Here is a 26,770-nt window from a genome sequence, read left to right on the forward strand (position 1 = left end):
AGACGACGTTCACGCCGCCTCCTTGAGCAGCTGGTCCATGGCCGACGCGAAACTCTGCCAGGTACTCACCGATTCGGTGAGCCGCTGCCGTCCCGGCTCGTTCAGGCTGTAGTACTTGCGGTGTGGGCCTTCCTCGCTCGGCACCACGTACGACGTCAGCAGGCCGGCCTTGTACAGCCGTCGCAGCGTGCCGTACACCGACGCGTCCCCGACTTCTTCCAGACCGGCGATGCGAAGTCTTCGCAGCACGTCGTAGCCGTATCCGTCCTTGTCGCGCAACACCGCCAGCACTGCCAGGTCCAGCACTCCCTTGAGCAGCTGACTGATCTCCACGGCACCCTCCAGGTCTTACACTTGGAACGGTACCACGCATAGCGCAGTAGTGCGCACGGCATTAGGCCGTGGCTACGCAAGAGACGATCAGCGTGCCCGGCCCGGCCGATCCGCAAACCAGCCCGAGCCGCCCCCGGTCAGCGCCGCGTGCGTGGCCGCGGCTGGCAACGCGGGCACGAGTACGACGAGCGGTTCATGAACGGTTCCCGCCGGATCGCCGTGCCGCACCGGCCACACGGCAGGCCTTCCTGGCCGTAGGCGTCGAGGGAACGGTCGAAGTAACCGGACTGCCCGTTGACGTTGACGTACAACGCGTCGAAGGAGGTGCCCCCGGCCTGCAGTGCGGACGACATCACGTCCGTGGCCGCTTCGAGCACGGCGCGGCCCTGCGCGGTGGTGAGCCTTTCGGTGGGACGGGTGCCGTGCAGTTTGGCTCGCCACAACGCCTCGTCGGCGTAGATGTTGCCGACCCCGGAGACCAATGTCTGGTCCAGCAACGCGCGTTTGATCTCGGTACGGCGCGAGCGCAGCGCCCGCACCGCGGCGACCGGATCGAACCGCGAGTCCATCGGATCACGGGCGATGTGCGCGATGGTGCCCGGCAACGCCTCGCCCTCGACCTGCACGAGGTCGTCGAGCGCCAGCCCGCCGAACGTGCGCTGGTCGACGAAACGCAGCTCCGGGCCGTCGTCGGCGAACCGGATCCGCACCCGCAGATGCTTCTCGTCCGGCGCGTCCCCGGGCTGCACCAGCATCTGACCGCTCATCCCGAGATGCGCGAGCACGGCCTCCCCGTGCGACAGCTCGAGCCACAGGTACTTGCCCCGCCGCCGCGCCGCCTCGATCTTGACCCCGGCCAGCCGCCCGGTGAAATCGGCGGCGCCCAGTGCGTGCCGCCGGATGGCGCGCTGGTGCAGTACCTCGACCCCGCGGACGGTGCGGCCGGCCACGTGGGCCTGCAGACCGGCGCGGACGACCTCGACCTCGGGCAGTTCGGGCATGCGCTCATTCTGCCCGCCACCACCGACAGTTCCGCCGTCCGGGCACACAAAACGGGGCCCGTCGGCACAGTGCCGACGGGCCCCGGATGCGGAGATGCCTCAAGCCTCGACGGTCGGTCCCTCGTCGCCGACGCCGAGTTCCTCGGACAGCGCGCGCCAAGCGGTTTCGGCGGCCTTCTGCTCGGCTTCCTTCTTCGTGGTGCCTGCGCCCTCGCCCAGTCCCCGGCCACCGACGTACACCGTGGCGGTGAACTCCTTGCGGTGGTCCGGACCGGTGTCCTCGACGCGGTACTCGGGCACGCCGAGGCCCGCGGAGGCGGTGAGCTCCTGCAAGCTGGTCTTCCAGTCGAGACCGGCGCCGCGCAGCGGAGCCTCGGCCAGCAGTCCGTCGAACAGGTGGTGCACGAGCTTGCGCGCGATCTCGATGCCGTGCGCAAGGTAGACCGCACCGAGCACGGCCTCGAGACCGTCGGCGAGGATGCTCGCCTTGTCCCTGCCCCCGGTGAGCTCCTCGCCCTTGCCCAGCAGCAGGTGTGCCCCGAGTCCGCCCTCGCCGAGCCCGCGTGCGACTCCTGCCAGCGCGTGCATGTTGACCACGCTGGCGCGCAGCTTCGCGAGCTGCCCCTCGGGCAGATCGGGGTGTGTGGTGTAGAGGTGGTCGGTGACGACCAGGCCGAGCACCGCGTCGCCGAGGAATTCCAGCCGCTCGTTCGGCGGCAGCCCGCCGTTCTCGTACGCGTACGAGCGGTGGGTCAGCGAAAGGCGGAGAAGCTCGGGGTCGAGAACGACCCCGAGCGCCTCGAGCAACGGTGCGGGATCGGACGCCGGTCCTCCGACGGGCTTACCCCCCATGGCGGCCTGCCCGTCAGGCGGGCTCGACGACCTGGCGGCCGTTGTGCTGGCCGCATGCCGGGCACGCGATGTGCTGGAGCTTCGGCTGCCGGCAAGCGCGGTTGGAGCAGGGCACCAGCTGAACCGGAGCCGCCTTCCACTGGCTGCGGCGGGAGCGCGTGTTGGATCGCGACATCTTCCGCTTCGGGACGGCCACGAGTAGATCTCCTTCAAACGGTCTGCTCGCGCTCGCGAGCGGACTTCCTTCTCCCGGATCGAGCTGGGCGCTCGTCAGGCTTGCTCTCCGGAGCCGTGCGCAGGCTTTTCGCCCGCGTTCTCGTCGAGACGATCGACGAGCGCGGCCCACCGAGGATCTATCTTCTCATGCCCGTGTCCGGACTCGAGATCGGCCCACTTGACACCGCATTCGGTGCACAGTCCGGCACAGTCCTCGCGGCACAGCGGGGCGAGCGGAAGGGCGAGCACCAGCGCGTCGCGCACCGTCGGCTCGAGGTCGATCCGGTCGTCGACCAGCCGCGGGATCTCGTCCTCCTCGGTGGTCTCCTCGGTCGCCGAGCCGGGGTAGGCGAACAGCTCGGTGAGCTCCACCTCGACGTGCTCGGTGACCGGGTCGAGGCAACGGGCGCACTCGCCGTCGGCGGTGGCCTGCGCGGTGCCGCTCACCAGCACGCCCTCGACCACCGATTCGAGCAGCAGGTCGAGTTCGACCGGCGTGCCGGCCGGGATTTCGAGCACGCCGGGCACGCCGAGTGCGGTCTCGAACGGCGCGGAACGGCGAAGCGGGCGGCTGAGTCCCGCGCGCCGGCCGAGCTCACGGGTGTCGAGCACCCACGGGCTGCGGTCGTCGAGCTGCGCGGGGCGTGCGTTGCGGGCAGGGTTCTCGGACATCGCCTACCAGGGTACGCAGGGTGCCCGGCGGCACGTCGACGGCGTCAGACCTGGTAGTCGTAGAGCGTCGAACGGCCGTTGCCGCCGACGTTGCCAGGGGCGCGCAGGTGGTTGCGGCCGGAGTCGACGGTGCGCAGCGTCGTCGCCAGCAGCTCGGAGAACTCGGCCAGTTTGCCGTCGACGTAGGCGTCGCAATCGACGCGCTGACGGTCGGCCTCGGCGTGCGCCTCGTCCACGATGCGCGCAGATTCGGCGTGCGCGGCCTGCACGACCTCGGTCTGCGAGACGAGCCGGGCCTGCTCACCGCGGCCGTCCTCGATCGCACGGTCGTAGGCGTCGCGGCCGGCCTGGATCATCCGCTCGGACTCGGCGCGGGACCGGTCGGTGAGGTTCTGGTATTCGGCCTGTCCGCCGGCGACCATGCGCTCGGCCTCGTTGTGCGCGTCGGCCAGCATCTGCTCGGCGCGGTCACGGGCGTCGGCGAGGATCCGCTCGGCCTCCGCGGTCGCGTCGGAGACGGTGCGCTCGGCCTCCGCGTTGGCACCGGAGACGGTCTCGCCCGCTTCCTTGCGCGCGGTGTGCAGCAGGTCGTCGCGCTTGTCGAGCACGTCTTGGGCGTCGTCGACCTCACCGGGGAACGCGTCACGGACGTCGTCGAGCAGCTCGAGCACGTCGCCGCGGGGCACCACGCAGCTGGACGTCATCGGCACCCCACGAGCCTCTTCGACGATCGTGACAAGCTCGTCGAGTGCCTCGAAAACCCGGTACACGGCCACTCCCTCAAGCAGTTTCCCCGTTCGCTGTGGTCCAGTCTGCCCGCTTCGCGGCCCGAACCGGTGAACGCGCACGCGATCGGGCGTGTCCTTCGGTGAACGGCCGGTGCCGCCCGGCCATCGGCCGAGCGGCACCGGCCGCGCCGGGTCAGGCGTCGAGATCGACGTTCTTGAAGCTGGCGTAGTGGTCCGGCGTGTAGGCGACTTCGCCGCCCTTGCCGGAGATCACCCGGTCATCCGTGCCGACCGGGTACACCGTGTAGTAGCCGGCATCGCAGGACGGCAGGATGCCCTCGCGGTTCTCGTAGGTCTGGCCGCCTTCGGCGGAACCGGCACGCACGCCATCGACCACCTTCTTGGCCTCGGCGGACAGCGTGGAGTACCCGGCCGTGTCCAGCTTCGACAGGTCGCCGCACTTGGCGGGGTCGCTACCGCCGCCGTCGATGTCGATCACCTGGAACGTGGCGTAGTGGTCGCCGGTGTAGAAGTACTCGCCGCCTTCACCGGTCACGATCCGGCGGGTGCCGCGGTCGCTCGAGCCCGGCGTGGGCACGGTGTACTCGTGGTAGTAGCCGGAATCGCAGGAGGGCAGGATGCCCTCGCGGTTGTCGAAGACGACCCCGTCGTTCTTCGGGTACGGGAACGGCCCGCCCTTCAGGATGAGCTGGTAGGTGTCGGTGGCTTCGGCCGGCAGCGAGGACAACGCCGCGTGCTCGAATCCGGAGAGGTCACCACAGGAGTTCTGGAGCGTCGAGGCCGGCGTGGCGGCCGGCGCCGACGGTCCGGCCGCCGGGGACGACGGCGCGGCCTCCGCGGCCGAACCGAACCCCAGGAAACCGACCAGCAGCGCAAGCAGGACACCGGCGAGACGGGAACGATGGTTGGTCATTTTCGGACCGTAACCCGGTGCAGTGGTCGCGAGGATGCCGCGAGGTGAACACTCCCCGCTCCCGCCCGAAGTCCCGACGAAGGTAGCAATCCGTTCAGGCTAACCAGCCCCAGTGAGCGGGCCCGGCGGCACCATCGGCAGGTCGGCGGCCCGGTGAACGGCCGCGGGCAAGCCGGACCGACGGCCCGGGTGCGGGAAGGACCAGCGGTTCAGTGAACAGGTCGGCGGCCCCGCGGTGAGCAGCCCCGGGCGAACGCAACCGGCGGCGGTGAACGGGACCAACGGATCCGGCGAACGGCCCCGAGCGAACAGGCCGTGGCCCGGCAGGCACCTCCGATCAACAGATCGACAGCCCCGCACGAACAGCCCAGACAGACCCGTCCGACAACCCCGAGCGAGCCGGCAGCCCGCGGACGGCCGGAGCGAGCGGGCCGACGGCCCCGGCAGACGGTCCCCCGGCGGACAGTCCCGGTGAGCGGCCAGCAGCCCCGGGCGCGCAGGTCGACAACCCCCGACCGAGCGAGTCGGCAGCCCAGCGGACCACCCAAAGCCGAGTCGGCAGCCCGGCGCAACACCCAAGACCGGCTCCGCAGCCCAGCGGACCACTCAAGACCGAGTCCGCAGCCCGACGCAATACCCAAAGCCGAGTCCACAACCCGGCGCAACACCCAAGACCAGCTCCGCAGCCCAGCGGACCACTCAAGGCCAGCTCCACAGCCCAGCGCAACACCCAAAGCCGGCTCCGCAGCCCGGCGGACCACCCAAGGCCGACTCCACAACCCAGCGCAACACCCAAAGCCGGCTCCACAGCCCGACGCAACACCCAAAACCGGCTCCACAGCCGGGGGACCACCGCGGTCCGCGCCGGGCTGCCGCGCGATCGGCGGTTTCAGTCCTTCTTCGCGAACGCCTCGGTCAGCCGCTCGTACACCACCGGCGGCACCAGCTTCTCGATGTCGCCGCCGAACGCCGCGACCTCCTTGACCAGCGAGCTGGAGACGAAGCCGTACGCCGGGTTGTTGGCCATCAGCAGGGTTTCCAGACCGGTCAGCTCCCGGTTCATCTGGGCCATCTGCAGTTCGTAGTCGAAGTCGCTCACCGAGCGCAGGCCCTTTGCGACGGCCGCGATGTCGTTGTCGCGGCAGTAATCCACGAGCAGGCCCTGCCACGAGTCGATCCGCACGTTGGGCAGTTTCGCGGTGATCTCCCGCAACATCTCCATACGTTCCTCGACGCTGAAGAGTCCCTTCTTGTTCTTGTTCACCCCCACCGCAACCACGACCTCGTCGAAGAGGAGCGAGGCCCGCTCGATGATGTCGAGGTGCCCGTTGGTGGCCGGATCGTAGGAGCCGGGACAGACCGCGCGACGCATGCGCGGACGCTACCAAGCCCCGACGCTCCGCGCGCACCTCGTGACGACTGCGTCACACCCTCGGTGAACGGTGGTACTCGGCCCAGTACAGCGCCGTGTCGCCGTAGCGCTTGTCCCGCGTCGGCACGAACGCTTCGGGCCACTCCGGCGCGCCGTCACGAGCGGCCCGTTCGACCACTGCGAGAGCACCGTCGGTGAGCCAGCCGCCGCTGTCGAGCGCCGTCAGCACGGCGCCGAGCGCAGCCGCATCCACCGCGTACGGCGGGTCCGCGAGGAGAAGATCGAACGTCGCCGACGCCGGCCCGGCCACCACGGTCTCCACCTGACCGGCCCGCACCGTGCCGCCGAGCCGCAGGTCGGTGACGTTGCCGCGAAGCACGTCGACGGCGCGCCGGTCGGCTTCCACGAACCACGCGTCCGCGGCGCCCCGCGAAAGGGCTTCGAGACCGAGCGCCCCGGACCCGGCGTACAGGTCGAGGACCCGAGCCCCGTCCAGCTCACCGGCCACTTCGAGGGCGTTGAAAAGCGCTTCCCGCACGCGCTCGGACGTCGGACGGGTGCCCTTCGGCGGTACCTTCAGCCGCCGCCCGCCTGCCGTGCCCGCCACGATCCTCGTCACCCCGCCATCTTCGCCGAGTCCCGGATGTGGCTTTCGACAGGACTTGCTGAACCTCACCCGCGCGGGCGCGTAGAGTCGTCCTTCGCCTTCTGAGAGGCAACCGAGCTGTTGAGGAGCGTTGCGTGTCGGAACCCCGGGTGAGACGGGCCGAGATCGCTGTCGAGCAGGCCCACGTCGATCGGGTCTACACCCGCCTCGGCCAGCTGCGGGCCCAGGCCGAGGCGATGCGGACCAAGGGCTACGAACTCGGCCAGGGCGCCCAGCGCGAGGCGATCTTCGAACAGGCGTCGATGCTGTTCGAACGCGACATGATGGTCTACCACGCCAACCAGACCCTGCAGACGCTCGACGCGGAGTACGAGGGCCTGGTGTTCGGCCGCCTCGACCACCTCGACCACGAGCAGATCTACGTGGGCAGGCTCGGCATCCGTGACACCGAGTTCGACAACCTTGTCACCGACTGGCGTGCGCCTGCCGCCGCGGCGTTCTACCAGGCCACCGCCGAAGAGCCGATGGACGTGGTGCGCCGCAGGGTGATCCGCTGCTCCGGGCAGAACGTGCTCGACGTGGACGACGACGTGCTGATCGCCGACGCCGTGCCCGAGGACATGGCGATCGTCGGCGAGGGCGCGCTGATGGCCGCACTCGGCCGTGCCCGCGGCGAGAAGATGCGCGACATCGTGGCCACGATCCAGAAGGAGCAGGACGAGGTCATCCGCGCGCCGTGGCGTGGCGTCACCGAGATCACCGGTGGTCCCGGCACCGGCAAGACCGCGGTCGCCCTGCACCGCGCGGCCTACCTGCTCTACCGGCACCGTCGCCAGCTCGGTGGTGCCGGGGTATTGGTGATCGGGCCGTCCGGGGTGTTCACCACCTACATTTCGCGTGTGCTGCCGTCGATGGGCGAGACGAACGTCGAGCTGCGCGCGCTGGGCGAGGTGCTCGACGGCCTGATGGCCACGAGGCAGGACAGCTCGGCGCTGGCCGCCGTCAAGGGCTCGTTGCGGATGCGGAAGGTGCTGCTGCGCGCGTTGCGGGACACGCCGCCCGAGGCGCCCGACGAACTGCGCATCGTCTACCGCGGCGAGGTGCTCAAGCTCGCCGGGCGCGAACTGGAGAAGGTGCGGCGCAAGGCGCACACGCAGGGCGCACCGCCGAACCGTTCCCGCGTGCGGGTGGCCGAGCTGCTGCTGGCCGCGCTCGCGGACAAGGCGGAGGAGTACGCGAAGGCCGACGGCAAGGAGTTCGATCGCGCGGAGCTGATCACCGACCTCGGCGAACGGATCGACTTCCACCGCTTCCTCGTCGTGTGGTGGCCGGTGCTGTACCCCGCGCAGGTGCTCAAGTGGCTGGGCACGGAGAAGCGGCTCGCCACGGCGGCGAAGGGCGTGCTGAGCCGTTCGGAGATCAGTCTGCTGGCCGCCGATTTCGCGGACCGCAGCCACGGCTGGTCGGTGGCCGACGTGGCGTTGCTCGACGAGCTGCGCGTGCTGGTCGGCCCGGAGCCGAAGCGGCGGCGCCAGACCGTGGTCGAGGTCGAGCCGGACCGCACCGGCGGCGGCGCCCCGCACCGTCCGGAGCACTACGACGAGTACTCGCACGTGGTGATCGACGAATCGCAGGACCTGTCGCCGATGCAGTGGCGGATGGTCGGCAGGCGCGGCAAGTACGCGAGCTGGACCGTGGTGGGTGATCCGGTGCAGAGCTCGTGGCCGGATCCGGACGAGGCGGCACAGGCACGGGACCAGGCGTTCGGCGCGAAGACCGCACGCCGCCGGTACACGCTGCGCACGAACTACCGCAACTCGGCGGAAATCTTCGACCTGGCCGCGAAGGTCGTCGCCGGGCACGCGCAGGCAGGGGAACTGCCCCAGGCGGTGCGCACCACGGGCATCGCGCCCGAGGTGCGGCCGGTCGAAGCCGCCGCGCTGCCGACGGCCACGGAGGCCGCGGTCAAGGAGCTGCTCGGCGCGGTCGAGGGCACCGTGGGCGTGATCACCGCGATGGACCGGGTCGACGAGGTCGGCGGCTGGCTCGCCGGACAGGCCGACGAGCGGCTGAAGGTCGTGGGCAGCCTCGATTCGAAGGGTCTCGAGTACGACGCGGTGGTGCTGGTCGAGCCGATCGAGCTGGTCACCGAGTCCTCGACCGGGCGCCGGGTGCTCTACGTCGCGCTCACCCGCGCCACCCAGCACCTCGTCGTACTGGCCTCGGACCCGGACTGGCTGCCGCCGGCCTGAAAAAGCCCGGTCCACGGTTCGGGAAGGGAACAGCGGTCCCGTGCGTTGGCACTGGACGTGACTTCGCTGCCTGACGTCCCGCTGTCCGTGCTCGACCTGTCCCCCGTCTCGGAGGGGCAAGGGGTCGGCGACGCGCTGCGCAACACCCTCGACCTCGCCCGGCACGCCGAACGGCTCGGCTACCAGCGGTATTGGCTCGCCGAGCACCACAACATGCCGGGCATCGCCAGCTCGGCCACCGCGGTGCTGATCGGGCACGTGGCCGATGCGACGAAGACCATCCGGGTCGGCTCAGGCGGCATCATGCTGCCCAACCACGCGCCGCTGGTGGTTGCGGAGCAGTTCGGCACGCTGGAGGCGTTCCACCCCGGCCGGATCGATCTCGGCCTCGGCCGCGCGCCGGGCACCGACCAGCGCACCGCGCTCGCGTTGCGCGGACCGGGCGGGCTGTCCGCGGAGAACTTCCCCGAGCAGCTGATGGAACTCGTCGACTACTTCGAGCACGACGCGGCACGCGGGGTGCACGCGGTGACCGCCGAGGGGAACAAGCCGCCGGTATGGCTGCTCGGCTCGTCCGGTTTCAGCGCGCAGCTGGCCGGACGGCTGGGGTTGCCGTTCTCCTTCGCGCACCACTTCGCGGCCGAGAACACGCTGCCGGCCGTGCAGCTGTACCGGGAGAACTTCCGCCCGTCGGAGACGCTTTCCGAGCCGTACGTGATGCTCGGTGTCTCCGTCGTGGCCGCCGAGACGGACGAGCGTGCGCAATTCCTGGCCGGCCCGAGCGGCTTGACCTTCCTGAGCCTGCGCCGGGGCCGCCCGATCGCGCTGCCGACGCCGGAGGAGGCCGCGGAGTACCCGTATACCGACACCGACCGTGCCTTCCTGGAGCAGCGTTTCGGCTCGGGCATCATGGGCTCGCCGGAGACCGTCCGGAAGGGACTGGAGCAGTTGCTCACCGACACGGACGCAAACGAGCTGATGGTCACCACCATGGTGCACGGGCACGAGGACCGCGTGCGCTCCTACGAGATCGTCGCCGACCTCAAAAACTGATGCCCACCTTTACCTGGCGCGGTCAGGACGTGCGGTGGTCTCGCCAGGGGGCGGGGCCACCGCTCGTCTTCTGCCACGGCACGCCGTGGTCGTCGAAGCTGTGGGAACCGATCGCACGCACCTTCACGCGGGACCACACCGTCTATCTGTGGGACATGCCGGGCTACGGCGAATCCACGATGGCCGACGGACAGGACGTTTCGCTGGCCGCGCAAGGCGAGACGTTCGCCGCGCTGCTGCAGCACTGGGGACTTGCCGAGCCCGACGTGGTGGCGCACGACTACGGCGGCGCGGTCAGCCTGCGCGCGAACCTGCTGCACGGTGCCCGCTACCGATCGCTGGCGCTGGTGGATGTGGTCGCACTCGCGCCATGGGGTTCGGAGTTCTTCCGGCTCGTGGCAGACAACGCCGCCGTGTTCGCCCAGCTGCCACCGGCGTTGCACGAAGCCTTGGTGCGCGCCTACATCGCCGGCGCCGCGCACCTCCCGTTGTCCGCCGCAGCACACGAAATGCTCACCACACCGTGGCTCGGCGAGGCCGGACAGGCCGCCTTCTACCGACAGATCGCCCAGGCGGACCAACGGTATACCGACGAAATCGAGCCCCGTTACGGCACTCTCGCCCTGCCCACGCTGGTGGTGTGGGGCACCGAGGACACCTGGATCCCGGTCGACCGGGCACACCGGCTGGCCGACCTGATCCCGAACGCCCAGCTGGAACTCGTCGACGCAGCCGGACACCTCATCCAACTCGACGCACCGGCCGCCCTCACCGCCGTAGTGCACCGCTGGCTCGCCCAGTGAATTTCGCGCTGTAAGCCTCCCGCAACCAATCTCCAGCGACAGGCTTCCCACAGCGGCCTTCCTTGTGGCGTGCCTCCTGCGGCGAGTTTCCCGCGACGAACGCCAGCTGCGGACTTCCCACGGCACATTCCAGCCGCGAGTTTCCGGCGGTGGTTTTCCAGCCGCGAGTTTCCGGCGGCAGATTTCCAGCGGTGGGCTTCCAGCCGCGGGTTTCCGGCGGTGGATTTCCAGCCGCGGGCTTCCAGCAGCAAGTTCCAGCGGCAGATTTCCAGCCGCGGGCTCCCTGCGGTGAGTTTTCCGGCGGCGAACACCAGCTGTTGACCTCCCGCAGCACATTTCCGGCCACGTACCTCCGGCGAGGAACCTCCAGCGATCGGCGTCCAACGGCGAATCTCCAGCCGTGCACCTCTCGCCGCACATTTCCGGCCACGGCTTCCCGCAGTGGGCCCCCAGCGCGAAATGCGCCCGCGCCGGGTACCGACGGAGTCTCACCGGCGTTCGGTTCTTCTCAGGACAAGCGGATGTCCTGGGACCGCGTGGTCCCCGAGAAAACAAGCGACCACCGGCGTACTGGCCTGTCGGCGGCGTCGATGAACGGTGTCGCGCCGTTGTCGAGGTACGCCTTGATGCTCGCGCTCTTCGTCGCGACCTTCAGGTGGTACTTCGCGCCGCGACCGACAGTTGCTACGTGGCGACGCCGCGACCAGCGCGCCACAGCTTGATGACGTCCGCCTGCGCGTCGACGTTCGCTGCGTGAACGCCGCCTGGCGGGCCTGCCGAACGTCTTGTAGCATGCACTTGATACAAGACGGAGGAACACGCTATGAGCCTCGAGAACACGCTGAGTGTCGCAGTCTTCTGCGGCTTGTTCGGCCTCGCCATCCTGATCGTACTGTGGCCCGGCGAACGACAAGGCGCCCGCTTGCTGGAGAAATGGGGCGTGCGTGACCCGAACCCCGACCAGGTGGCCGTCGCCGTTCGCTACCTGCGCCGTCGCCGGTTCTGGTACCCGTGGCTGTTCGTCGGTCTACCCCTCATCCCGCAGCTTTCCGGCGGCTTCGATTCCCTGGTCGTCGTGGTGCTGCTCGGCGGACTCATCGCCGAAGCAGTCGCACAACGTCCGTCCCCGCAGGTACGCCGCGAAGCTGTGCTCGCACCGCGGCGCGTGCTCGATTTCGCCCCGCTCTGGGCGATCATCGTCGCCGGGGTGGCCGAAATCGCCGCCGCGACACGTCTCATCATCGTGCAGCAATGGCCACTGCTGGGCGTGACCGTCGCGGCAGCGGTTGCGGCCTGGATCATCGTGCTCCTCGCGGTGCGGCGACCGGCAACCGGCGACGCCCAAGTCGACCTGGCGCTACGAACTCGCAGTGCGCGAGTGGCGCTCGGCCTCGGCACCGCAACGGCCGCGATGGTCGGCTGGCACACCGGGCACGAGATGTCGTTTCCCACGTTCATCGCATCGGTGGTGAGCATCGCAGCATTCCTCGCGATCGTCGGCCCGCCACCGAAGAAGACAAAGAAGCAGCGCACAACCACTGCGACGGCACGGTAAATGCCGCTGCGTGTGACCGTCGACGCCGAAAGCGGCGTACCACCGTGGCGCCAGGTGCACGACCAGATCATCCGTGCCATCACGGACGGGGCCCTGCCCCGGGACGCCCGGCTGCCACCGATCCGTCAGCTCTCCCGGGACCTGGGGCTCGCCTCCGGCACTGTCGCCCGCGTGTATCGCGAACTCGAGACCGCCGGCTGGGTCACCACCGCCCGAGCGCGCGGAACAGTCGTGACCGGCCCATCCGAACGGCCGGACCCGGCAACACTGCTTCGCGATGCCGCCACCGAGTACGCCCGCCGCGCGCACGAACTCGGCGTCGAACCGGCAGTGGCCGCGGAGGCAGTGCGGACGGCGCTGGCAGCCGTGAATGTGAACGCGCCTCAGCATTGAGCCCAGGTAACGGAATCCGCGTGACGGATTCCGCGATCCCATCCGGCCGACGCGGTTTTCGCCGTTCTGTGAACCATCTTCCGCACGGTCGTGGGCACACCTCCTTCTGCCCGTGCGCTCTGCGGTTCACTCACCGGACGAGACCTGGAAAGCCGGCCTCGGCGCGAAGAATGATCGTCAGCTACTCCCCAGCACCCTCCCCACTGCGGACAGGATCGGCTCCAGAGAACCGACTTCCGTGCCGACGCATTCGGTGACACCGGCACCGACGACGTCCATTCCGGACAGTGCGTCGATCGCCGAGACGACTTCGCCGATCGTGCGGCCACCGGGCTCCGGGCAGTTCAGCCCGCCGAATTCGGCCGGATCAAGAACATCCAAGTCCACGTGCAGATAGACGTGGTCCGCGCCGGCTGCACTCAGCGTGCCGGCAACATCCTCGGTGCGCACGGCAAGTCCACGCGCGACAGACTCCGCTTCCGCGGGATCGAAGGCCCGGGTACCGAAAAGCGCCACCCGGCCCCCTTCGAGCGCCGGATTCGCCGCGAACTCCTCGTCGCCTTCGCCGAGCAGCGACCGCAGCACCATGCCGTGGAAACCGCCCGATGGCGACGAATCCGCGGTGTTCAAGTCTGCGTGCGCATCGAACCACGCAACGCCGAGCCCGGATCCGTAGCGGAACCGGGCAACGCTGATCGGGAGCAGCTCCACGCCGCAGTCGCCACCGATGGTCAGCACCGGGCCTTCCGGCGCTTCAAGGGCAGCCAGGTGCGCGCGCCGGTTCGCGCCCGTGAGCACAGCCCGGTTGGCAACTCCGGCCACGACTTCGGACGGCGCAGCGTCCTGGCGGACGTGGTGCACCGGGTGGCCGAGCACGTGCCCGGCCAGTTCGGAAAGCGCGAGGCAGCCCCCGACCAGTTCCCGAGCCCGGAGACCGATCGCGCCCTGCCACTGCGGCACCGCGTTGATCAGCATGTGATCGACGCTAGCGCGAACACCGCCGGCAAGGCGAGTCTGAGTTGTTGCGATGGTCCCTTTCGCATCCGTGCGGCGCGAAAGGGACCATCGCACCCGATAAAACTGGCGCGGCAGTGGACTATTCGAGCACGATGAGAAGGTCCCCGCCCTCGACCTGCTGAACGGAGGTGATCGCCAGCCGCCCGACCTTGCCTGCCGCCGAAGCGGTGATCGACGCTTCCATCTTCATGGCTTCGATCGTCGCCACGGTCGCTCCGGCCTCCACCTGGTCGCCCTCGGCCACCTGCAGCGTCACCACGCCGGCGAACGGCGCGGCGATCTGCTTCGGGTTGCCCTTGTCGGCCTTTTCGGTGGCCGGGATGTCCGAGGCGATCGAACGGTCCCGGATCTGGATCGGCCGGAGCTGGCCGTTGAGCGTGGACATGACGGTCCGCACGCCACGTTCGTCGGCCTCGCCGATCGCTTCCAGCTCGATGAGCAGCCGGACGCCGGGTTCGAGGTCGACCGAGTACTCCTCACCCGGACGCAGACCGTAGAAGAAGTCCTTGCTGGGGAGCACACTGGTGTCGCCGTATGCCTCGCGGTGGGTCAGGAACTCCTTGGTGGGCCCGGGGAACAGCAACCGGTTCAGTGCACCGCGGCGGTCGTCGGTGAGTTCCTTGTGGTCCTCTTCGGACAGTTCCGCCACCGGCTTGGCCGCGGTACGGCCCTCGAGTGCCTTGGTGCGGAACGGTTCCGGCCAGCCGCCGGGCGGGTCGCCCAGCTCACCGCGCAGGAAGCCGATCACCGAGTCCGGGATGTCGAACCTGTTCGGCTCCGCTTCGAAGTCGGCCGGGGAGACGCCCGCACCCACCAGGTGCAGGGCGAGGTCACCGACCACTTTGGACGACGGGGTCACCTTCACCAGGTGGCCGAGGATGCGGTCTGCCGCGGCGTACATGGCCTCGATGTCCTCGAAGCGGTCACCGAGCCCGAGCGCGATGGCCTGCGTGCGCAGGTTCGACAGCTGGCCACCGGGGATTTCGTGGTGGTACACACGACCGGTGGGCGAAGCGAGCCCGGCCTCGAACGGTGCGTAGATCTTGCGCACGCTCTCCCAGTACGGCTCGAGGTCGCCGATCGCCTGCAGGTCGAGACCGGTGCTGCGTTCGGAGTGGTCGGTGGCCGCGACGATGGAGCCGAGTGAGGGCTGCGAAGTGGTACCGGCCATGGACGACACGGCACCGTCCACCGCGTCCGCACCGGCCTGGATCGCGGAGAGGTAGGTAGCCAGCTGGCCACCCGCCGTGTCATGCGTGTGGATGTGCACCGGCAGGTCGAACTCCTTGCGCAGCGCGGTCACGAGCCGGGCCGCGGCAGGAGCTCGGAGCAGTCCCGCCATGTCCTTGATCGCCAGGATGTGCGCGCCTGCACCGACGATCTGTTCGGCGAGTTTGAGGTAGTAGTCGAGGGTGTAGAGCTTTTCGTTCGGATCGGACAGATCGGAGGTGTAACAGAGCGCCACTTCGGCGACGGCGGTGCCGGTTTCGCGGACGGCGTCGATGGCCGGACGCATCTGCTCCACGTCGTTGAGCGCGTCGAAGATCCGGAAGATGTCGATACCGGTCGCGGTCGCCTCCTCGACGAAGGCAGAGGTCACCTCGGTCGGATACGGCGTGTAACCCACCGTGTTACGACCGCGCAGCAGCATCTGCAGGCAGATGTTCGGCACGGCCTTGCGCAGCTGTTCCAGACGCTCCCACGGATCTTCGGCCAGGAAGCGCAGGGCGACGTCGTAGGTCGCGCCACCCCAGCACTCGAGTGAGAGCAGCTGCGGCACGGTCGCGGCGACGACCGGAGCCACCGCGAGCAGGTCCCTCGTGCGGACCCGGGTCGCGAGCAACGACTGGTGGGCGTCGCGGAATGTGGTGTCGGTGACGCCCAGCAGCGGCGATTCGCGCAACCATTGCGCGAAACCCTGCGGGCCGAGCTCGGTGAGCCGCTGCTTGGAGCCGTCCGTGGGCGTGAAATCGGCCGGCAGTTTCGGCAGCTTCGTCGCGGCTTCCGGAGTACGCGGCCGTTCGCCGTGCGGGCGGTTCACCGTCTGGTCGGCGAGATAGGTGAGCAGCCGGGTGCCGCGGTCGGCGGAGTGCCGCGCGGTGAGCAGGTGCGGCCGTTCCTCGATGAACGACGTGGTGACGCGGCCTTCCCGGAAATCCGGGTCGTCGAGCACCGCTTGCAGGAACGGGATGTTCGTCGCCACGCCACGGATCCGGAACTCGGCCACGGCACGGCGGGCCCGGCCGACCGCGGTGCGGAAGTCCCGGCCGCGGCAGCTGAGCTTCACGAGCAGCGAGTCGAAGTGGGCGCTGATCTCGGTGCCGGAGAACGCCGTGCCGCCGTCCAGCCGGATACCGGAACCGCCCGGTGAACGGTAGGCGCTGATCATTCCGGTGTCCGGGCGGAACCCGTTCGCCGGGTCTTCGGTCGTGATGCGGCACTGCAGTGCGGCGCCGCGGAGGTAGATCCGGTCCTGTGAAAGGCCGAGGTCGTCGAGGGTTTCGCCGGATGCGATGCGCAGCTGGGACTGCACGAGGTCGACATCGGTGACTTCTTCGGTGACCGTGTGCTCGACCTGGATCCGCGGGTTCATCTCGATGAAGACGTGGTTGCCCTGGCGGTCGAGCAGGAATTCGACGGTGCCGGCGTTGCGATAGCCGATCTGGCGGGCGAACCGCACCGCGTCGGCGCAAATCCGGTCGCGCAGCTCGGGGTCGAGGTTCGGTGCGGGCGCCAGCTCGACCACCTTCTGGTGGCGGCGCTGCACCGAACAGTCGCGCTCGTAGAGGTGGATCACGTTGCCCGCACCGTCGGCGAGGATCTGCACCTCGATGTGCCGTGGTTCGACCACGGCCCGCTCCAGGAACACCGTCGGGTCGCCGAACGCCGATTCGGCCTCGCGCGCGGCGGCTTCGATGGACTCGCGCAGCTGGGCCGGCTCCTCGACCCGCCGCATACCGCGCCCGCCACCACCGGCGACTGCCTTGACGAACACCGGGAAGCCAAGCTCGTCTGCCGCGGCCACCAGTTCGTCGACGTCACTGGACGGCTGCGACGAGCCGAGCACCGGAACGCCGGCATCGCGCGCGGCCTTCACCGCACGGGCCTTGTTACCGGTGAGTTCGAGGATGTCCGCCGACGGGCCGACGAACGTGATCCCGGCTTCCTCGCACGCCCTGGCGAGGTCGGGGTTTTCCGACAGGAAGCCGTAGCCCGGGTAGACCGCGTCCGCGCCCGCCTTCTTGGCGGCCTTGACGATCTCCTCCACCGAGAGGTACGCACGGACCGGATGTCCCGGTTCGCCGATCTCGTAGGCCTCGTCGGCCTTCAGCCGATGCAGTGAGTTGCGGTCTTCGTGCGGGAACACGGCAACCGTGCCCGCCCCCAGTTCGTAGCCTGCGCGGAACGCCCGGATGGCGATCTCCCCGCGGTTGGCCACCAGCACCTTGCGGAACATGCCCGGTCCTTCCGGTCGCGGATCGGTATCGAAGGCACGTTACCCGGTTGTTCCCGCTGTCCGGGAGCTGTAGTCCAGGTGATGGACATCATGCGCGTCGACCTGCGTGCATGATGCGGGGATCCGGTCGGTCCCGCAACCATTCAGCGGCCCGGCGCGGGCAACGTGCACAAGAGCCGGTTCGCGGTTCCGGACGGCACATTCTTGAGCACGTTCGGTGTCGCGGCCTGCACCAACGCCGTGTCGACCGCGGACGGCGAGTCGTCCGGGTGCCCGGCTCGATAGACCGCCGCCGCACCGGCCGCGACGGCCGCAGCCATCGACGTACCCGACAACGTGCCGGCGTCGGACGAGCCGGCGAGCGGTGCGGGGATGTCGACGCCGGGCGCGTATAGGTCGATCGGCGTACCGAAGTTGGCGAAGCTCGCAACCTGATCCTGCACGTCGCTGGCGCCGACGGTCAGCGCGGTGGGCACCCTGGCCGGCGAAATCTCGGCCGCGTCGGTGCCACCTTCCCCCGCCGGGACCACGACCGGCACCACCGCGGCCAGGTCGCTGACGGCTTTGTCCAGCTGGTCGTTCGGCACGCCGCCGATGCCGAGGACGGCGACCGCCGGCTGGTGCGCGTTCTTCGCCACCCAGTTCAGGCCGGCGACGATGGCGTCGGTCGAGCCGCCGCCATCCTTGTCGAGGACCCGGACGGGGAAGATCTGCGCTGCTTTGGCGACGCCGTAGTCGCGCCCGGCGACAATTCCGGCGACCCGGGTGCCGTGACCGTTGGTGTCCGAGGTGTCCGAGCCCGCGGACGCACCCTCGGTGAGGAAATCTTTGCCGGGCACGACACGGCCCTGCAGATCGGGATGCTTGGCGTCCACGCCGCTGTCGATCACGTAGACCGTGACGTCAGCGGCGGCCGAGTCGTAGTGATACGCCTGGTCGAGTCCGGTCCGCTGGTCGATCCGGTCGAGTGCCCAGCTCGGCGGGTCGGACTGCGTCCCGCCCGCCGCCGATGCTGCCGACGGTAGCCCGACGACCAGCACAAACGTCATTATTGCCGAAAAAAGACCACGCACCGCTCGGTTCCGCATGCCTGGGTCGTATCCCGGCCGTGACCGCGCGGCAACTCGGCGTCACACGATGGGCTGGTCCCGAAGTCCCGGCCGGATCGGGGTGGCTGGCCCCGCGAAACGTTCAGGAGGACGCCACGGGTGCAAAACGTCAGGAGGACGCCACGGGTGAGGTCGCGCGCGTCGCTGTGGTCGTTTGAGACGACAAGCGGTGCCGTGTCGGCGCCTGGAGTACGAAACGTGCGCGACTCTGATGACGAGTCGCCGACCGGTGTGTACGACACTTCCCGCGCCTGCGCGCGTGGACCGCCGGTTCGAGTGTCCGTTGCCCGAGAACGGCTGGTGGCTGCTACGCGGTCGGTACGTGACTGCTGGCGGACATCGTTGGTAGATACACGAGCGCGTCGAAAGCCTGTACGACGTCGACAGGGGTGAACATGTGCGCGTGCCGGATGCTTGACGGGCCTGGTTCACCGCTCGCACGGTCTTGCCGCAGATCGACGACGCAGGAACCTGCGCCTTCCAACGCCGCTTCGACGCTGCCTTCGGCGAGCGGCGGCAGTTCCTGGCGGAACACGCGGAAGCCGAGGCGTTCGCTGTCATCGGGCGCCAAACCAGTCGTGGTTCCCGCGCCGGCCGTGAGACCGAGGGCGAAATACTCGTCGCCGAACTCCTCCGCAAGGTGCATACCTGCCGGCGGGAAAGTCATTCCGGGGGCGGGCGAGAACAGCGAGCGCTGAAGGTGTCCGTTGTGGACCATGAGGACGATCTTCACGCCGTCGCCGTGTAGCCGACGAAGAAGCTTCACGGTCGCGGCCATGTACGTGTCGCGAGACGAACTCTGCAGCGACGGGGCCGTTCCCGACGCCATGGCCGTCAGCTCACGCAGGTGCGCGTCGATGCGGAAGGCGCCGATCGCGTGGTGTTCGGCGATGGTTTGACGGGGACCTTCATCTCTTTGCCGATGAACGGGTGCCAGTGCGCGCAGGTAGGCGACCAGAGTGGTCAGCGCCGTCGTCGCCGCATCGCGCGCCGAAATCGTCATTGCCGCGTAACGGCCGGGAGACACGGCGTTGCTCACTCCGGCATATGGCTCGGTTGCGCTGATCGCCGCTTCTACCAGGGGAAGCAGGTCAGGATCCACCTCTCGCAGGTACTCCTGGACGAAGCGCAGGGCCGGCAACGGCGAACCGCCCGAGCTCGGCAGGTCGAGACCGGAATAGTCCACACCGCCGTGCGCACGTAGCCAGGTCAGCATCTCGTGTATCTCCGGCGCGTCACCGAGGGTGAACGTGAACCCGTCTCGCGCGATTTCCGCGACGCCACCGGGACCACCGTGCAGCCATCGTTGCACGAGGTCACCCTCCGCGAACCCGGATTCGAAGCCCAGCACGGTGAACCCGTGGTCCTCCACGAGACGACGGAGCACGCGGGCCCGAAGTTCGCCGAATTCGCGAATGTGGTGGTTGTTCTCCCCGATCGCGACGATCCGCGCGTCGCCGACGAGGTCGGTGATCGGACAGACGTCGCCGGACAGCCGCGAACGGGCTCCGAGCAGTGCCATACTGGGCACGCTAACGCAACAGGAGTAGCACTTGGCAACTGGATTACCCGGCACCAGCCGTCCGGGCGGCCGGACCGAGCGCACGCGCGTTGCCGTTTTACGGGCAACGCTCGACTTGCTCGTGGAGCGCGGCTTCCCGGACCTCACCGTGGAGGCAGTCGCGGAGCGCTCGGGGGTCCACAAGACGACGGTGTACCGGCGCTGGGCCTCGCGCGACGGGCTGGTCGCGGCGGCGTTGCAGATGGGTACGGAGGTGCCGTGGACGCCGGCGGACACCGGCTCGCTCGCGGGCGATCTACGGGAAATGCTGCTGGAAGTGGTGCGGGCGTTCACCGAGCCCGGCGAACGTGAGCTGCCGACGGCCGCAGTGCTGACAGCGTTCCAGTCGGCGCGCGCGGCGGAGGCACTGCACGACTTCTACCAGGAGCGGCACGTGCGGGCGTCGGTGTTGGTGACACGTGCGGTCGCCCGCGGGGAGGTTCCGGCCGCGACGGACCCGGACGAGGTGACGCGAACCGCCTGCGGGCCGGTGTTCTACCGGTTGTTCATCTCGCGGGAGCCGGTAGACGACGCGACGGCCCGAACCGCCGCGGAGGCAGCCGCGGCAGCTGCCCGAGCGGGCGTACTGACCGCGCAACGTGCCGACGAGAGCGGATGAGCGGTGCGGTGGGCTGGTTCCCGGGGCCGACCGGGTGACGCAGGGACCAGCGAGCGCGGCAAGCCGTCGAGGCGGATCGGGCGGAAGCCAGGCCTCGGGCACGGTGACTGGGCGAACCCAACCGGACCAACCCCGACGCCAACCGGACACAACGACCGGGCGAACCGACCAGACCAACCCCGGCAGCAGCCGAACACAACGACCAGCCGAACCAACCCCGCCCTCAGCCGAGCACGGTGCTCGGGCGAACCGACCCCGACGTCAGCCGGACACCGTGAACCGCCGGGAGTAGTCGTATTGAAGTCGGGTCAGTAGGCGCCAGCGTCAACCAGGCCGAAACCAGGACCGGCCCGGTGGACTTACGGGGCTGAGCAAGCCGAAGCCGCGACCACTGAAAACAAATCGGCCAACGTTAGCTGATCAGGCTGAAGCTGGGAGCCGGAGCAGATGCCGGAGCCAGGCGCCGGACTCGGGCGCGGGCGCCGGGTGCGGGTGCGGGTGCGGGTGCGGGTGCCACGATGGCCTTCCCAGGGCCAGGTGGTTACCGACCCGACAAACGTGTGTCGATGACGAGGCGGTGCAAACCGCGCGCGATGCGGTGCTGGATGGGGCGCTCAACCGGGAGCCGGACGAGCGAGCCGGAGTGGCCGACGGACGGTCTTGTACGCGGAGCGTGCACAGGCGCGCGAGCGGGCCAGCGGCTCCGCCGGGCCCCACGGGCAGATTCGCTTGTGAGACGACGAGTTCACCGCGAGACGGACAAGCACGGTCCCACCAGACGGACCGGCGGACGGGACCACCGAGGCGCACGGGTGGGTCCACCGGGTGAACAGGTGCGCGGGCCCACCGCGAGGGCAGGCGCGGGGTTCGCCGGCGGACGGACAGATCGGCTGGTCCACCGAAACCTCACGAACGGAACCACAACACAGCCCCGCGCCCCCTGTCAGCAACCGACAAACACGCAACCTCATCACACGGACCGCGACCGATCAGCCCATCACAAGCCCACAGACGAAACCACCACACAACCCCGGCCAACAACCCACGAACACACAGCCCCACCACCAACCAGCCCACCACGAACCCACAAACGAAACCACCACACAACCCCAGCCAACAACCCACAAACACACAGCCCCACCACCAACCAGCCCACCACGAACCCACAAACGAAACCACCACACAACCCCAGCCAACAACCCACAAACACACAGCCCCACCACCAGCCCACAAACAAGACCACCGCACAGCCCGGCCAACAACCTACAAACACACAACCCATCACGTGAACGGGTAGGCGAATGGGTCTGCCAAGGGGCCGCGGGGCGGGATCACCGGGCACGGGTCGGGTTGGCTTCGGTTGATGATGCGGGTGGTTGGCTGCGACGTGGCCGGGAGAACCTGTTGGGGGCGGGCTACCGGTCCCGCAGGGGACGGCGGTAGCGGACTTCCTCCAGGGTGACGGTGCTGTTCGCCAGGGTTTCGGTCTTCGTTCGGGAGTCGGGGATCCAGCCGGCGCGTTCGTAGAACTTGCGGGCCCGCTCGTTGGTGGACAGGACCCACAGGGTGGCTTCCGTGAAGGACTTCGACAGTGTGGCCACGGCGTGGTCGTGCAGGGCGCGGCCGAGGCCGCGGCTCCAGCTGGACTGCAGCAGGTAGATCGATATCAGTTCACCGGTTTCCGGGGAACTGTCGTCGTCACGGCTGGGGCCGAAGCGGACGAAGCCGGTGATCGCTGCATCCGGGGTGCACGCCACCAGCACCGTGCCCGGCGACGACGGATCGGACAGGTGGGTGGTCCAGGACTGTTCGCGTGCTGCGATGGAGAGGCCGTTCAGGAAGTCCTCCGGAAGCAGACCCGCGTACGCCGCCCGCCCGGAAGCGACGTGCACGGCGGCAATCCCGGGGGCATCTGACGGCACGGCGGGGCGGATCACCGCGGGCGCACCGGGCACCGCGGGCATCCCGGGCACTGCGGAATTCCCAGACACCACAGGACCACCGAGCACCGCAGGCACACCGGGCACCGCGAGCGCACCGGGCACCGCAGGCACACCGGGCACCGCAGGCACACCGGGCACCACAGGACCACCGAGCACCGCAGGCGCACCGGGCACCGCGAGCGCACCGGGCACCGCAGGCACACCGGGCGCCGCGGGCGCACCGGGCACCACAGGATCACCGGGCACCGCGGGTGCGCCGGGCGCCCCAGGAATTGCGGAATTCTCGGGTACCACAGGCACGCCGGGCGCTGCGGGCAACCCTGAATCTGCCGACACTCCAAGCGGCGCAGGCACCCCGGATACCCCGGGCACTCCCGAATCTGCCGACGCCCCAGGCACCGCCGAATCTCCGGACACCCCCGGATCTGCGGGCGCCTCGGACATCAGCTCTTCTCCAGGAATTCGGCGCGTTCCAGGTCCACGACGTCGGACACCAGCTGTGCCAGGCCGGGGTGGGACGTCAGTTCCGGGTCGCCTACCACGATCTGCTGTGCGGTCGCGCGCGCTTCGGTGATCACGTCTTCGTCGCGCAGTAGGGAAAGCAGCTTGAGGCCGGACCGTTTCCCGGACTGTGCCGCGCCGAGGATGTCGCCCTCGCGGCGTAGCTCCAGGTCCAGCCGGGACAGTTCGAAGCCGTCCGTCGTGGACTCGACCGCGGCGAGCCGTTCCCGGGTCGACGTGCCCTCCAGCGCCTCGGTGACGAGCAGGCACAGTCCGGGCACGCTCCCCCGGCCCACCCGGCCACGCAACTGGTGCAGCTGGCTCACGCCGAACCGATCCGCATCGAGGATCACCATCGCGGTCGCGTTGGGCACGTTCACGCCGACCTCGACCACCGTCGTGGCCACCAGCACCTCGATCTGGCCCGCGCCGAAAGCCCGCATCACGGCGTCCTTCTCGTCCGCAGGCATCCGGCCGTGCAGGGCGGCGATCTTCAAACCCTGCAACGGCCCGTTCGCCAGCTCCGGCGCCACGTCCAGCACGGCAAGCGGCGGCCGCTTGTCACTCTTGTCCGACGGTGGCTCGTCGCCGATCCGCGGGCACACCACGTACGCCTGGTGCCCCTTGCCGACTTCTTCGCGCACGCGCTGCCAGGCACGATCGAGCCACGCCGGCTTCTCCGTGACCGGCACGACGGTGGTCTTGATCGGCGAACGCCCCACCGGCATCTCGCGCAACGCCGACGTCTCCAGATCCCCGTAGACGGTCATCGCGACGGTGCGCGGGATCGGCGTCGCGGTCATCACCAGCACGTGCGGACTGGTCGAGTCCGCACCACGCGACCGCAGCGCATCCCGTTGCTCCACGCCGAACCGGTGCTGTTCGTCGACCACCGCAAGCCCGAGATCGTGGAACTGCACGGTGTCCTGGATCAGCGCGTGCGTGCCGACGACGATGCCCGCCGCACCGCTCACCGTGTCCAGCAGCGCCTGCTTGCGTTCCTTCGCACCCATCGATCCGGTCAGCAAGGTGACCCGGGTGGCGTTCTCCGCGGCCCCCAGCTCACCCGCCATCCCCAGCTCACCGAGCATTTCCCGCAACGACCGCGCGTGCTGCGCGGCCAGTACCTCGGTGGGCGCGAGCATCGCCGCCTGCCGGCCGGAGTCGACGGTCTGCAGCATCGCCCGCAGCGCGACCACCGTCTTGCCCGAGCCGACCTCGCCCTGCAGCAACCGGTTCATCGGATGCTCCGAGGACAGGTCCGCGGCGACTTCCTCGCCGATCGCCCGCTGGCCTGCGGTGAGTTCGAACGGCAGCCGCTTGTCGAACGCGTCGAGGATGCCACCGTCGGTGTGCGGGCTCGGTTTCGCCGGACGCGTCACCGCGGAATGCCGTCGCTGCGCGAAAATCAGCTGCACGGCCATGGCCTCGTCCCACTTGAGCCGGTGCCGTGCACTCTCCAGGTGCGCCCAGTCCTCCGGGCGGTGGATACCGCGCAACGCCCGTTCCAGCCCGGAAAGCCGGTGCTGCGCCCGCAGTTGCTCCGGCATCGGGTCCGCGCCGACCTCCAGCACGTCGAGCACCTGCCGCACGCACTTCGCGATCGACCACGTCGGCATGCCCTGCGCAGCCGGGTACACCGGGATGATCTCGGCGAGGAAACTGTCCACCGCCTCGGCCTCGCGCTCGGCGTCGAGCAGCTCGTACTCCGGGTTGGCCAGCTGCAACGTGTCCCGGAACGCGGTGACCTTGCCCGCGAACAGTCCGGTCTTTCCCGGTGTGAGCTCCTTTTCCCGCCACGCCTGGTTGAAGAAGGCGCATGCGAGCCGTCGCCTGCCGTCGGTGATCACCATGTCGAGGATGGTGCCGTTGCGGGATTTCATCCGCCGCTTGCTGATCTTCTCGATCCGCGCCAGCACGGTGGCGTGCTCGCCCAGCTCCAGCCCGGCGATGTCGGTCAGCTCACCGCGTTCGGCGTACCGGCGCGGATAGTGGCGCAGCAGATCGGAGACGGTCTCGATGCCGAGCGCACCGGCGAGTGCTTTCGCCGTTTTCGCGCCCAGCAGCAGGGGAAGCTTGTCGCGCAACTCGGCCATCGCTATTCGACCCCCATCAGCAGCACGGTGTCGCACTGGCCACTGGCATAACTCGTCAACTCCACCTCGGGATGCTCCAGCCGCAGCTGCCCGGCCAGTTCGGCGGCCACGCCCTGCGGAGCGTCCGCGCCGCTCAGCACGGTGACCAGCTCGCCGCCCGCGGTGAGCATCCGGTTGAGCACGCCCACCGCGGCCGCGACGAGGTTCGTCTCCGAAGCAGGCGCCGGTTCGATCAGCACCACCTCGTCGTCGACAAGGCCGATCACGTCGCCGGACTGCGCCCGGCCCACCCAGGTTAACGATTCCTCGGTGGCGATCCGCAGCTCGCCACGCCTGGTCGCGGCCGCCGCCTCGGCCATCGCGACCACGTCGTCGTTCGCCCGGCGGTCCCCGTCGTGCACCGCGAGCGCGGCCAGCACCTGTACCGGGGACGCGCACGGGATCACCACCACGTCCCGGTCGCCCGCCATCGTGTGCCCGGCCGCGGCGTCCGCGGCCGCGGTGAGATCCGGACCTCCGGGCAGCACGATCAGGTGCTGTCCGGCGGCCTCGTTGAACAATCCGATCAGGTCCTCGACGCCCGGGGTCTCCCCTTCCGGCACGGCCAGCACCGCCACGCCTTCGGCCCGCAACAGCTCGGCGAGCCCGCCACCGCGCACCACCGCGACCACCGAACGGTCCAGCCCGCCACCCGGTTCGATCGGTGTGGGCGTGATCAACGGCTCGACCCGGATCCGGCGTGGCCTGCCCAGCTGGAGGCCGGCCTCGATGGCGGCGCCGATGTCGGCACAGTGGACGTGCACGGCGTGCCTGCCCGCTCCGTCCCCGGCCACCGTGACACTGTCGCCGAAGCCGCTCAGCTCCTTGCGGAACGCCGGCAGCCGGTCCTCGTCGACGTCGTCCAGCAGGTACATGACCTCCCACGCATACGGCTGCGGCTCGGAAATGCCGATCGCCTGCAGCTCGTGGGTCGGCTGCTCTGCCGCGCCGGTGATCACCGCGGCGAGCGCGTCGAGGACCGCCACCAAACCGCGTCCGCCGGCGTCCACCACCCCGGCCTTGGCGAGTGCGGGCAGCTGCTTCGGGGTCTCCTCCAGGGCCGCGGCAGCCGTGTCGGCGGCCGTACGGGCGACCTCGGCGAGCGGACGCGTCTCCTCGCGCACCGCGGCGGACACGGAGTGCAAGACGGTCAGCATCGTGCCCGCGACCGGTCGGCTCACCGCACCGGTGGCGGCCTGGTCGGCCTGCCCGAGGGCCGCCGCGAGACCGGCACCGTCCAGGGGCGCGCCGCCTGCGGCCCAGTCCGCGATCCCGCGCACGACCTGGGACAGGATCACGCCCGAGTTGCCACGGGCGTGCAGGACCGCACCACGGGCGAGCACGGCGAGCGCGGTGGCCGCGTCCGGCGTCTCGGCGCTGGTGAGCGCTTCGCGCGCGCCGGTCATGGTGTGCAGCAGGTTGGAACCGGTGTCGGAGTCGGCGACCGGGTAGACGTTGATGCCGTTGATCGCAGGGCGCAGCACGGACAGGCTGTCCACACAGGCCCTCGCCCAGGCCGACACCGCTGCCGCGTCCAGCACCCGCACCCCGTAACCTCCTCGCCGGTCCCCGCGAGGGTATCGACCCCGCGGCGAGGCCCCGGAGACCACTCGTTACTATGGTCGAGTTGCCCGGCGAGTTCGGGCGCGCATTCTTT

22 protein-coding genes are annotated in these 26,770 nt (G+C 69.5%); 6 read left to right on the forward strand and 16 right to left on the reverse strand.

The window, feature by feature from the left end; all coding sequences use genetic code 11:
• Positions 1-9 precede the first annotated feature (9 nt).
• The 9 genes from ABD793_RS34075 to rsmD all read right to left on the reverse strand — a co-directional run bounded on the left by ABD793_RS34075 (position 10) and on the right by rsmD (position 6,727).
• Complete coding sequence (locus ABD793_RS34075; protein ID WP_344867408.1) at positions 10-333, reverse strand: PadR family transcriptional regulator; 324 nt, start codon at positions 331-333, stop codon at positions 10-12.
• 137 nt (positions 334-470) lie between these two features.
• Positions 471-1,334: a bifunctional DNA-formamidopyrimidine glycosylase/DNA-(apurinic or apyrimidinic site) lyase gene (gene mutM / locus ABD793_RS34080; protein ID WP_344867409.1), complete on the reverse strand. Its 864-nt coding sequence runs from the start codon at positions 1,332-1,334 to the stop codon at positions 471-473.
• Positions 1,335-1,433: 99 nt separating this feature from the next.
• The gene (gene rnc, locus ABD793_RS34085; RefSeq protein ID WP_344867410.1) at positions 1,434-2,186 is read right to left on the reverse strand and encodes a ribonuclease III; all 753 of its coding nucleotides are present in this window, start codon (positions 2,184-2,186) and stop codon (positions 1,434-1,436) included.
• A gap of 13 nt (positions 2,187-2,199) precedes the next feature.
• A complete protein-coding gene (gene rpmF / locus ABD793_RS34090; protein ID WP_020661787.1) occupies positions 2,200-2,382 on the reverse strand; it encodes a 50S ribosomal protein L32 in 183 nt (60 codons plus the stop codon).
• A gap of 74 nt (positions 2,383-2,456) precedes the next feature.
• On the reverse strand, positions 2,457-3,074 hold the full coding sequence (locus tag ABD793_RS34095) for a YceD family protein (RefSeq protein ID WP_344867411.1): 618 nt from the start codon (positions 3,072-3,074) through the stop codon (positions 2,457-2,459).
• A gap of 44 nt (positions 3,075-3,118) precedes the next feature.
• On the reverse strand, positions 3,119-3,844 hold the full coding sequence (locus ABD793_RS34100) for a DivIVA domain-containing protein (protein ID WP_344867412.1): 726 nt from the start codon (positions 3,842-3,844) through the stop codon (positions 3,119-3,121).
• 151 nt (positions 3,845-3,995) lie between these two features.
• Positions 3,996-4,736, reverse strand: coding sequence for a ribonuclease domain-containing protein (locus ABD793_RS34105; protein WP_344867413.1), 741 nt, complete (start codon positions 4,734-4,736; stop codon positions 3,996-3,998).
• 889 nt (positions 4,737-5,625) lie between these two features.
• Positions 5,626-6,108: a pantetheine-phosphate adenylyltransferase gene (gene coaD, locus ABD793_RS34110; RefSeq protein WP_344867414.1), complete on the reverse strand. Its 483-nt coding sequence runs from the start codon at positions 6,106-6,108 to the stop codon at positions 5,626-5,628.
• 52 nt (positions 6,109-6,160) lie between these two features.
• A complete protein-coding gene (gene rsmD, locus ABD793_RS34115; RefSeq protein WP_344867415.1) occupies positions 6,161-6,727 on the reverse strand; it encodes a 16S rRNA (guanine(966)-N(2))-methyltransferase RsmD in 567 nt (188 codons plus the stop codon).
• Between the two features lie 122 nt (positions 6,728-6,849).
• Between rsmD and ABD793_RS34120 the strand changes: the two genes are divergently transcribed.
• The 5 genes from ABD793_RS34120 to ABD793_RS34140 all read left to right on the forward strand — a co-directional run bounded on the left by ABD793_RS34120 (position 6,850) and on the right by ABD793_RS34140 (position 12,771).
• A complete protein-coding gene (locus ABD793_RS34120) occupies positions 6,850-8,967 on the forward strand; it encodes a HelD family protein (RefSeq protein WP_344867416.1) in 2,118 nt (705 codons plus the stop codon).
• A 57-nt stretch (positions 8,968-9,024) separates the two neighbouring features.
• Positions 9,025-10,020, forward strand: a complete 996-nt coding sequence (locus tag ABD793_RS34125; RefSeq protein WP_344867417.1) for an LLM class flavin-dependent oxidoreductase — start codon at positions 9,025-9,027, stop codon at positions 10,018-10,020.
• Positions 10,020-10,823, forward strand: coding sequence for an alpha/beta fold hydrolase (locus ABD793_RS34130; RefSeq protein ID WP_344867418.1), 804 nt, complete (start codon positions 10,020-10,022; stop codon positions 10,821-10,823). Before ABD793_RS34125 ends, ABD793_RS34130 begins: the two co-directional genes overlap by 1 nt.
• Positions 10,824-11,646: 823 nt before the next feature.
• Positions 11,647-12,378, forward strand: coding sequence for a hypothetical protein (locus ABD793_RS34135; RefSeq protein ID WP_344867419.1), 732 nt, complete (start codon positions 11,647-11,649; stop codon positions 12,376-12,378).
• Complete coding sequence (locus ABD793_RS34140) at positions 12,379-12,771, forward strand: GntR family transcriptional regulator (protein ID WP_344867420.1); 393 nt, start codon at positions 12,379-12,381, stop codon at positions 12,769-12,771.
• Between the two features lie 177 nt (positions 12,772-12,948).
• On the opposite strand, the gene ABD793_RS34145 is transcribed toward ABD793_RS34140, so the two are convergent.
• From ABD793_RS34145 to ABD793_RS34160, 4 genes are all read right to left on the reverse strand, one after another.
• Positions 12,949-13,746 (reverse strand): arginase family protein, encoded by a 798-nt coding sequence (locus ABD793_RS34145; RefSeq protein ID WP_344867421.1) that lies wholly within the window; start codon positions 13,744-13,746, stop codon positions 12,949-12,951.
• A gap of 121 nt (positions 13,747-13,867) precedes the next feature.
• Entirely contained in the window at positions 13,868-17,245 is a 3,378-nt protein-coding gene (locus tag ABD793_RS34150) for a pyruvate carboxylase (protein WP_344867422.1), read from the reverse strand.
• A 143-nt stretch (positions 17,246-17,388) separates the two neighbouring features.
• Positions 17,389-18,333: a S8 family peptidase gene (locus ABD793_RS34155; protein WP_344867423.1), complete on the reverse strand. Its 945-nt coding sequence runs from the start codon at positions 18,331-18,333 to the stop codon at positions 17,389-17,391.
• 328 nt (positions 18,334-18,661) lie between these two features.
• Complete coding sequence (locus ABD793_RS34160) at positions 18,662-19,876, reverse strand: erythromycin esterase family protein (RefSeq protein ID WP_344867552.1); 1,215 nt, start codon at positions 19,874-19,876, stop codon at positions 18,662-18,664.
• Positions 19,877-19,907: 31 nt separating this feature from the next.
• On the opposite strand from ABD793_RS34160, the gene ABD793_RS34165 reads away from it, so the two are divergent.
• Positions 19,908-20,534, forward strand: coding sequence for a TetR/AcrR family transcriptional regulator (locus ABD793_RS34165; protein ID WP_344867424.1), 627 nt, complete (start codon positions 19,908-19,910; stop codon positions 20,532-20,534).
• A gap of 1,415 nt (positions 20,535-21,949) precedes the next feature.
• Here ABD793_RS34165 and ABD793_RS34170 read toward each other — a convergent pair.
• The 3 genes from ABD793_RS34170 to ABD793_RS34180 all read right to left on the reverse strand — a co-directional run bounded on the left by ABD793_RS34170 (position 21,950) and on the right by ABD793_RS34180 (position 26,660).
• Positions 21,950-22,723, reverse strand: coding sequence for a GNAT family N-acetyltransferase (locus ABD793_RS34170; RefSeq protein ID WP_344867425.1), 774 nt, complete (start codon positions 22,721-22,723; stop codon positions 21,950-21,952).
• Between the two features lie 197 nt (positions 22,724-22,920).
• Positions 22,921-25,074, reverse strand: coding sequence for an ATP-dependent DNA helicase RecG (gene recG / locus ABD793_RS34175; RefSeq protein ID WP_344867426.1), 2,154 nt, complete (start codon positions 25,072-25,074; stop codon positions 22,921-22,923).
• A gap of 2 nt (positions 25,075-25,076) precedes the next feature.
• Positions 25,077-26,660: a DAK2 domain-containing protein gene (locus tag ABD793_RS34180; RefSeq protein WP_344867427.1), complete on the reverse strand. Its 1,584-nt coding sequence runs from the start codon at positions 26,658-26,660 to the stop codon at positions 25,077-25,079.
• Positions 26,661-26,770: the final 110 nt, after the last annotated feature.

The organism is Amycolatopsis ultiminotia (assembly GCF_039536925.1).
GTDB lineage: Bacteria > Actinomycetota > Actinomycetes > Mycobacteriales > Pseudonocardiaceae > Amycolatopsis > Amycolatopsis ultiminotia.

Bases quoted from the DNA above. Each gene is read 5' to 3' on its own strand.
- ABD793_RS34150 (WP_344867422.1), bottom strand. From the start codon at position 17,245: ATGTTCCGCAAGGTGCTGGTGGCCAACCGCGGGGAGATCGCCATCCGG.
- coaD (WP_344867414.1), bottom strand. From the start codon at position 6,108: ATGCGTCGCGCGGTCTGTCCCGGCTCCTACGATCCGGCCACCAACGGG.
- ABD793_RS34160 (WP_344867552.1), bottom strand. From the start codon at position 19,876: ATGGCACTGCTCGGAGCCCGTTCGCGGCTGTCCGGCGACGTCTGTCCG.
- rnc (WP_344867410.1), bottom strand. From the start codon at position 2,186: ATGGGGGGTAAGCCCGTCGGAGGACCGGCGTCCGATCCCGCACCGTTG.
- ABD793_RS34130 (WP_344867418.1), top strand. From the start codon at position 10,020: ATGCCCACCTTTACCTGGCGCGGTCAGGACGTGCGGTGGTCTCGCCAG.
- ABD793_RS34140 (WP_344867420.1), top strand. From the start codon at position 12,379: ATGCCGCTGCGTGTGACCGTCGACGCCGAAAGCGGCGTACCACCGTGG.
- mutM (WP_344867409.1), bottom strand. From the start codon at position 1,334: ATGCCCGAACTGCCCGAGGTCGAGGTCGTCCGCGCCGGTCTGCAGGCC.
- ABD793_RS34135 (WP_344867419.1), top strand. From the start codon at position 11,647: ATGAGCCTCGAGAACACGCTGAGTGTCGCAGTCTTCTGCGGCTTGTTC.
- ABD793_RS34155 (WP_344867423.1), bottom strand. From the start codon at position 18,333: ATGCGGAACCGAGCGGTGCGTGGTCTTTTTTCGGCAATAATGACGTTT.
- ABD793_RS34095 (WP_344867411.1), bottom strand. From the start codon at position 3,074: ATGTCCGAGAACCCTGCCCGCAACGCACGCCCCGCGCAGCTCGACGAC.
- recG (WP_344867426.1), bottom strand. From the start codon at position 25,074: ATGGCCGAGTTGCGCGACAAGCTTCCCCTGCTGCTGGGCGCGAAAACG.
- ABD793_RS34105 (WP_344867413.1), bottom strand. From the start codon at position 4,736: ATGACCAACCATCGTTCCCGTCTCGCCGGTGTCCTGCTTGCGCTGCTG.
- ABD793_RS34145 (WP_344867421.1), bottom strand. From the start codon at position 13,746: ATGCTGATCAACGCGGTGCCGCAGTGGCAGGGCGCGATCGGTCTCCGG.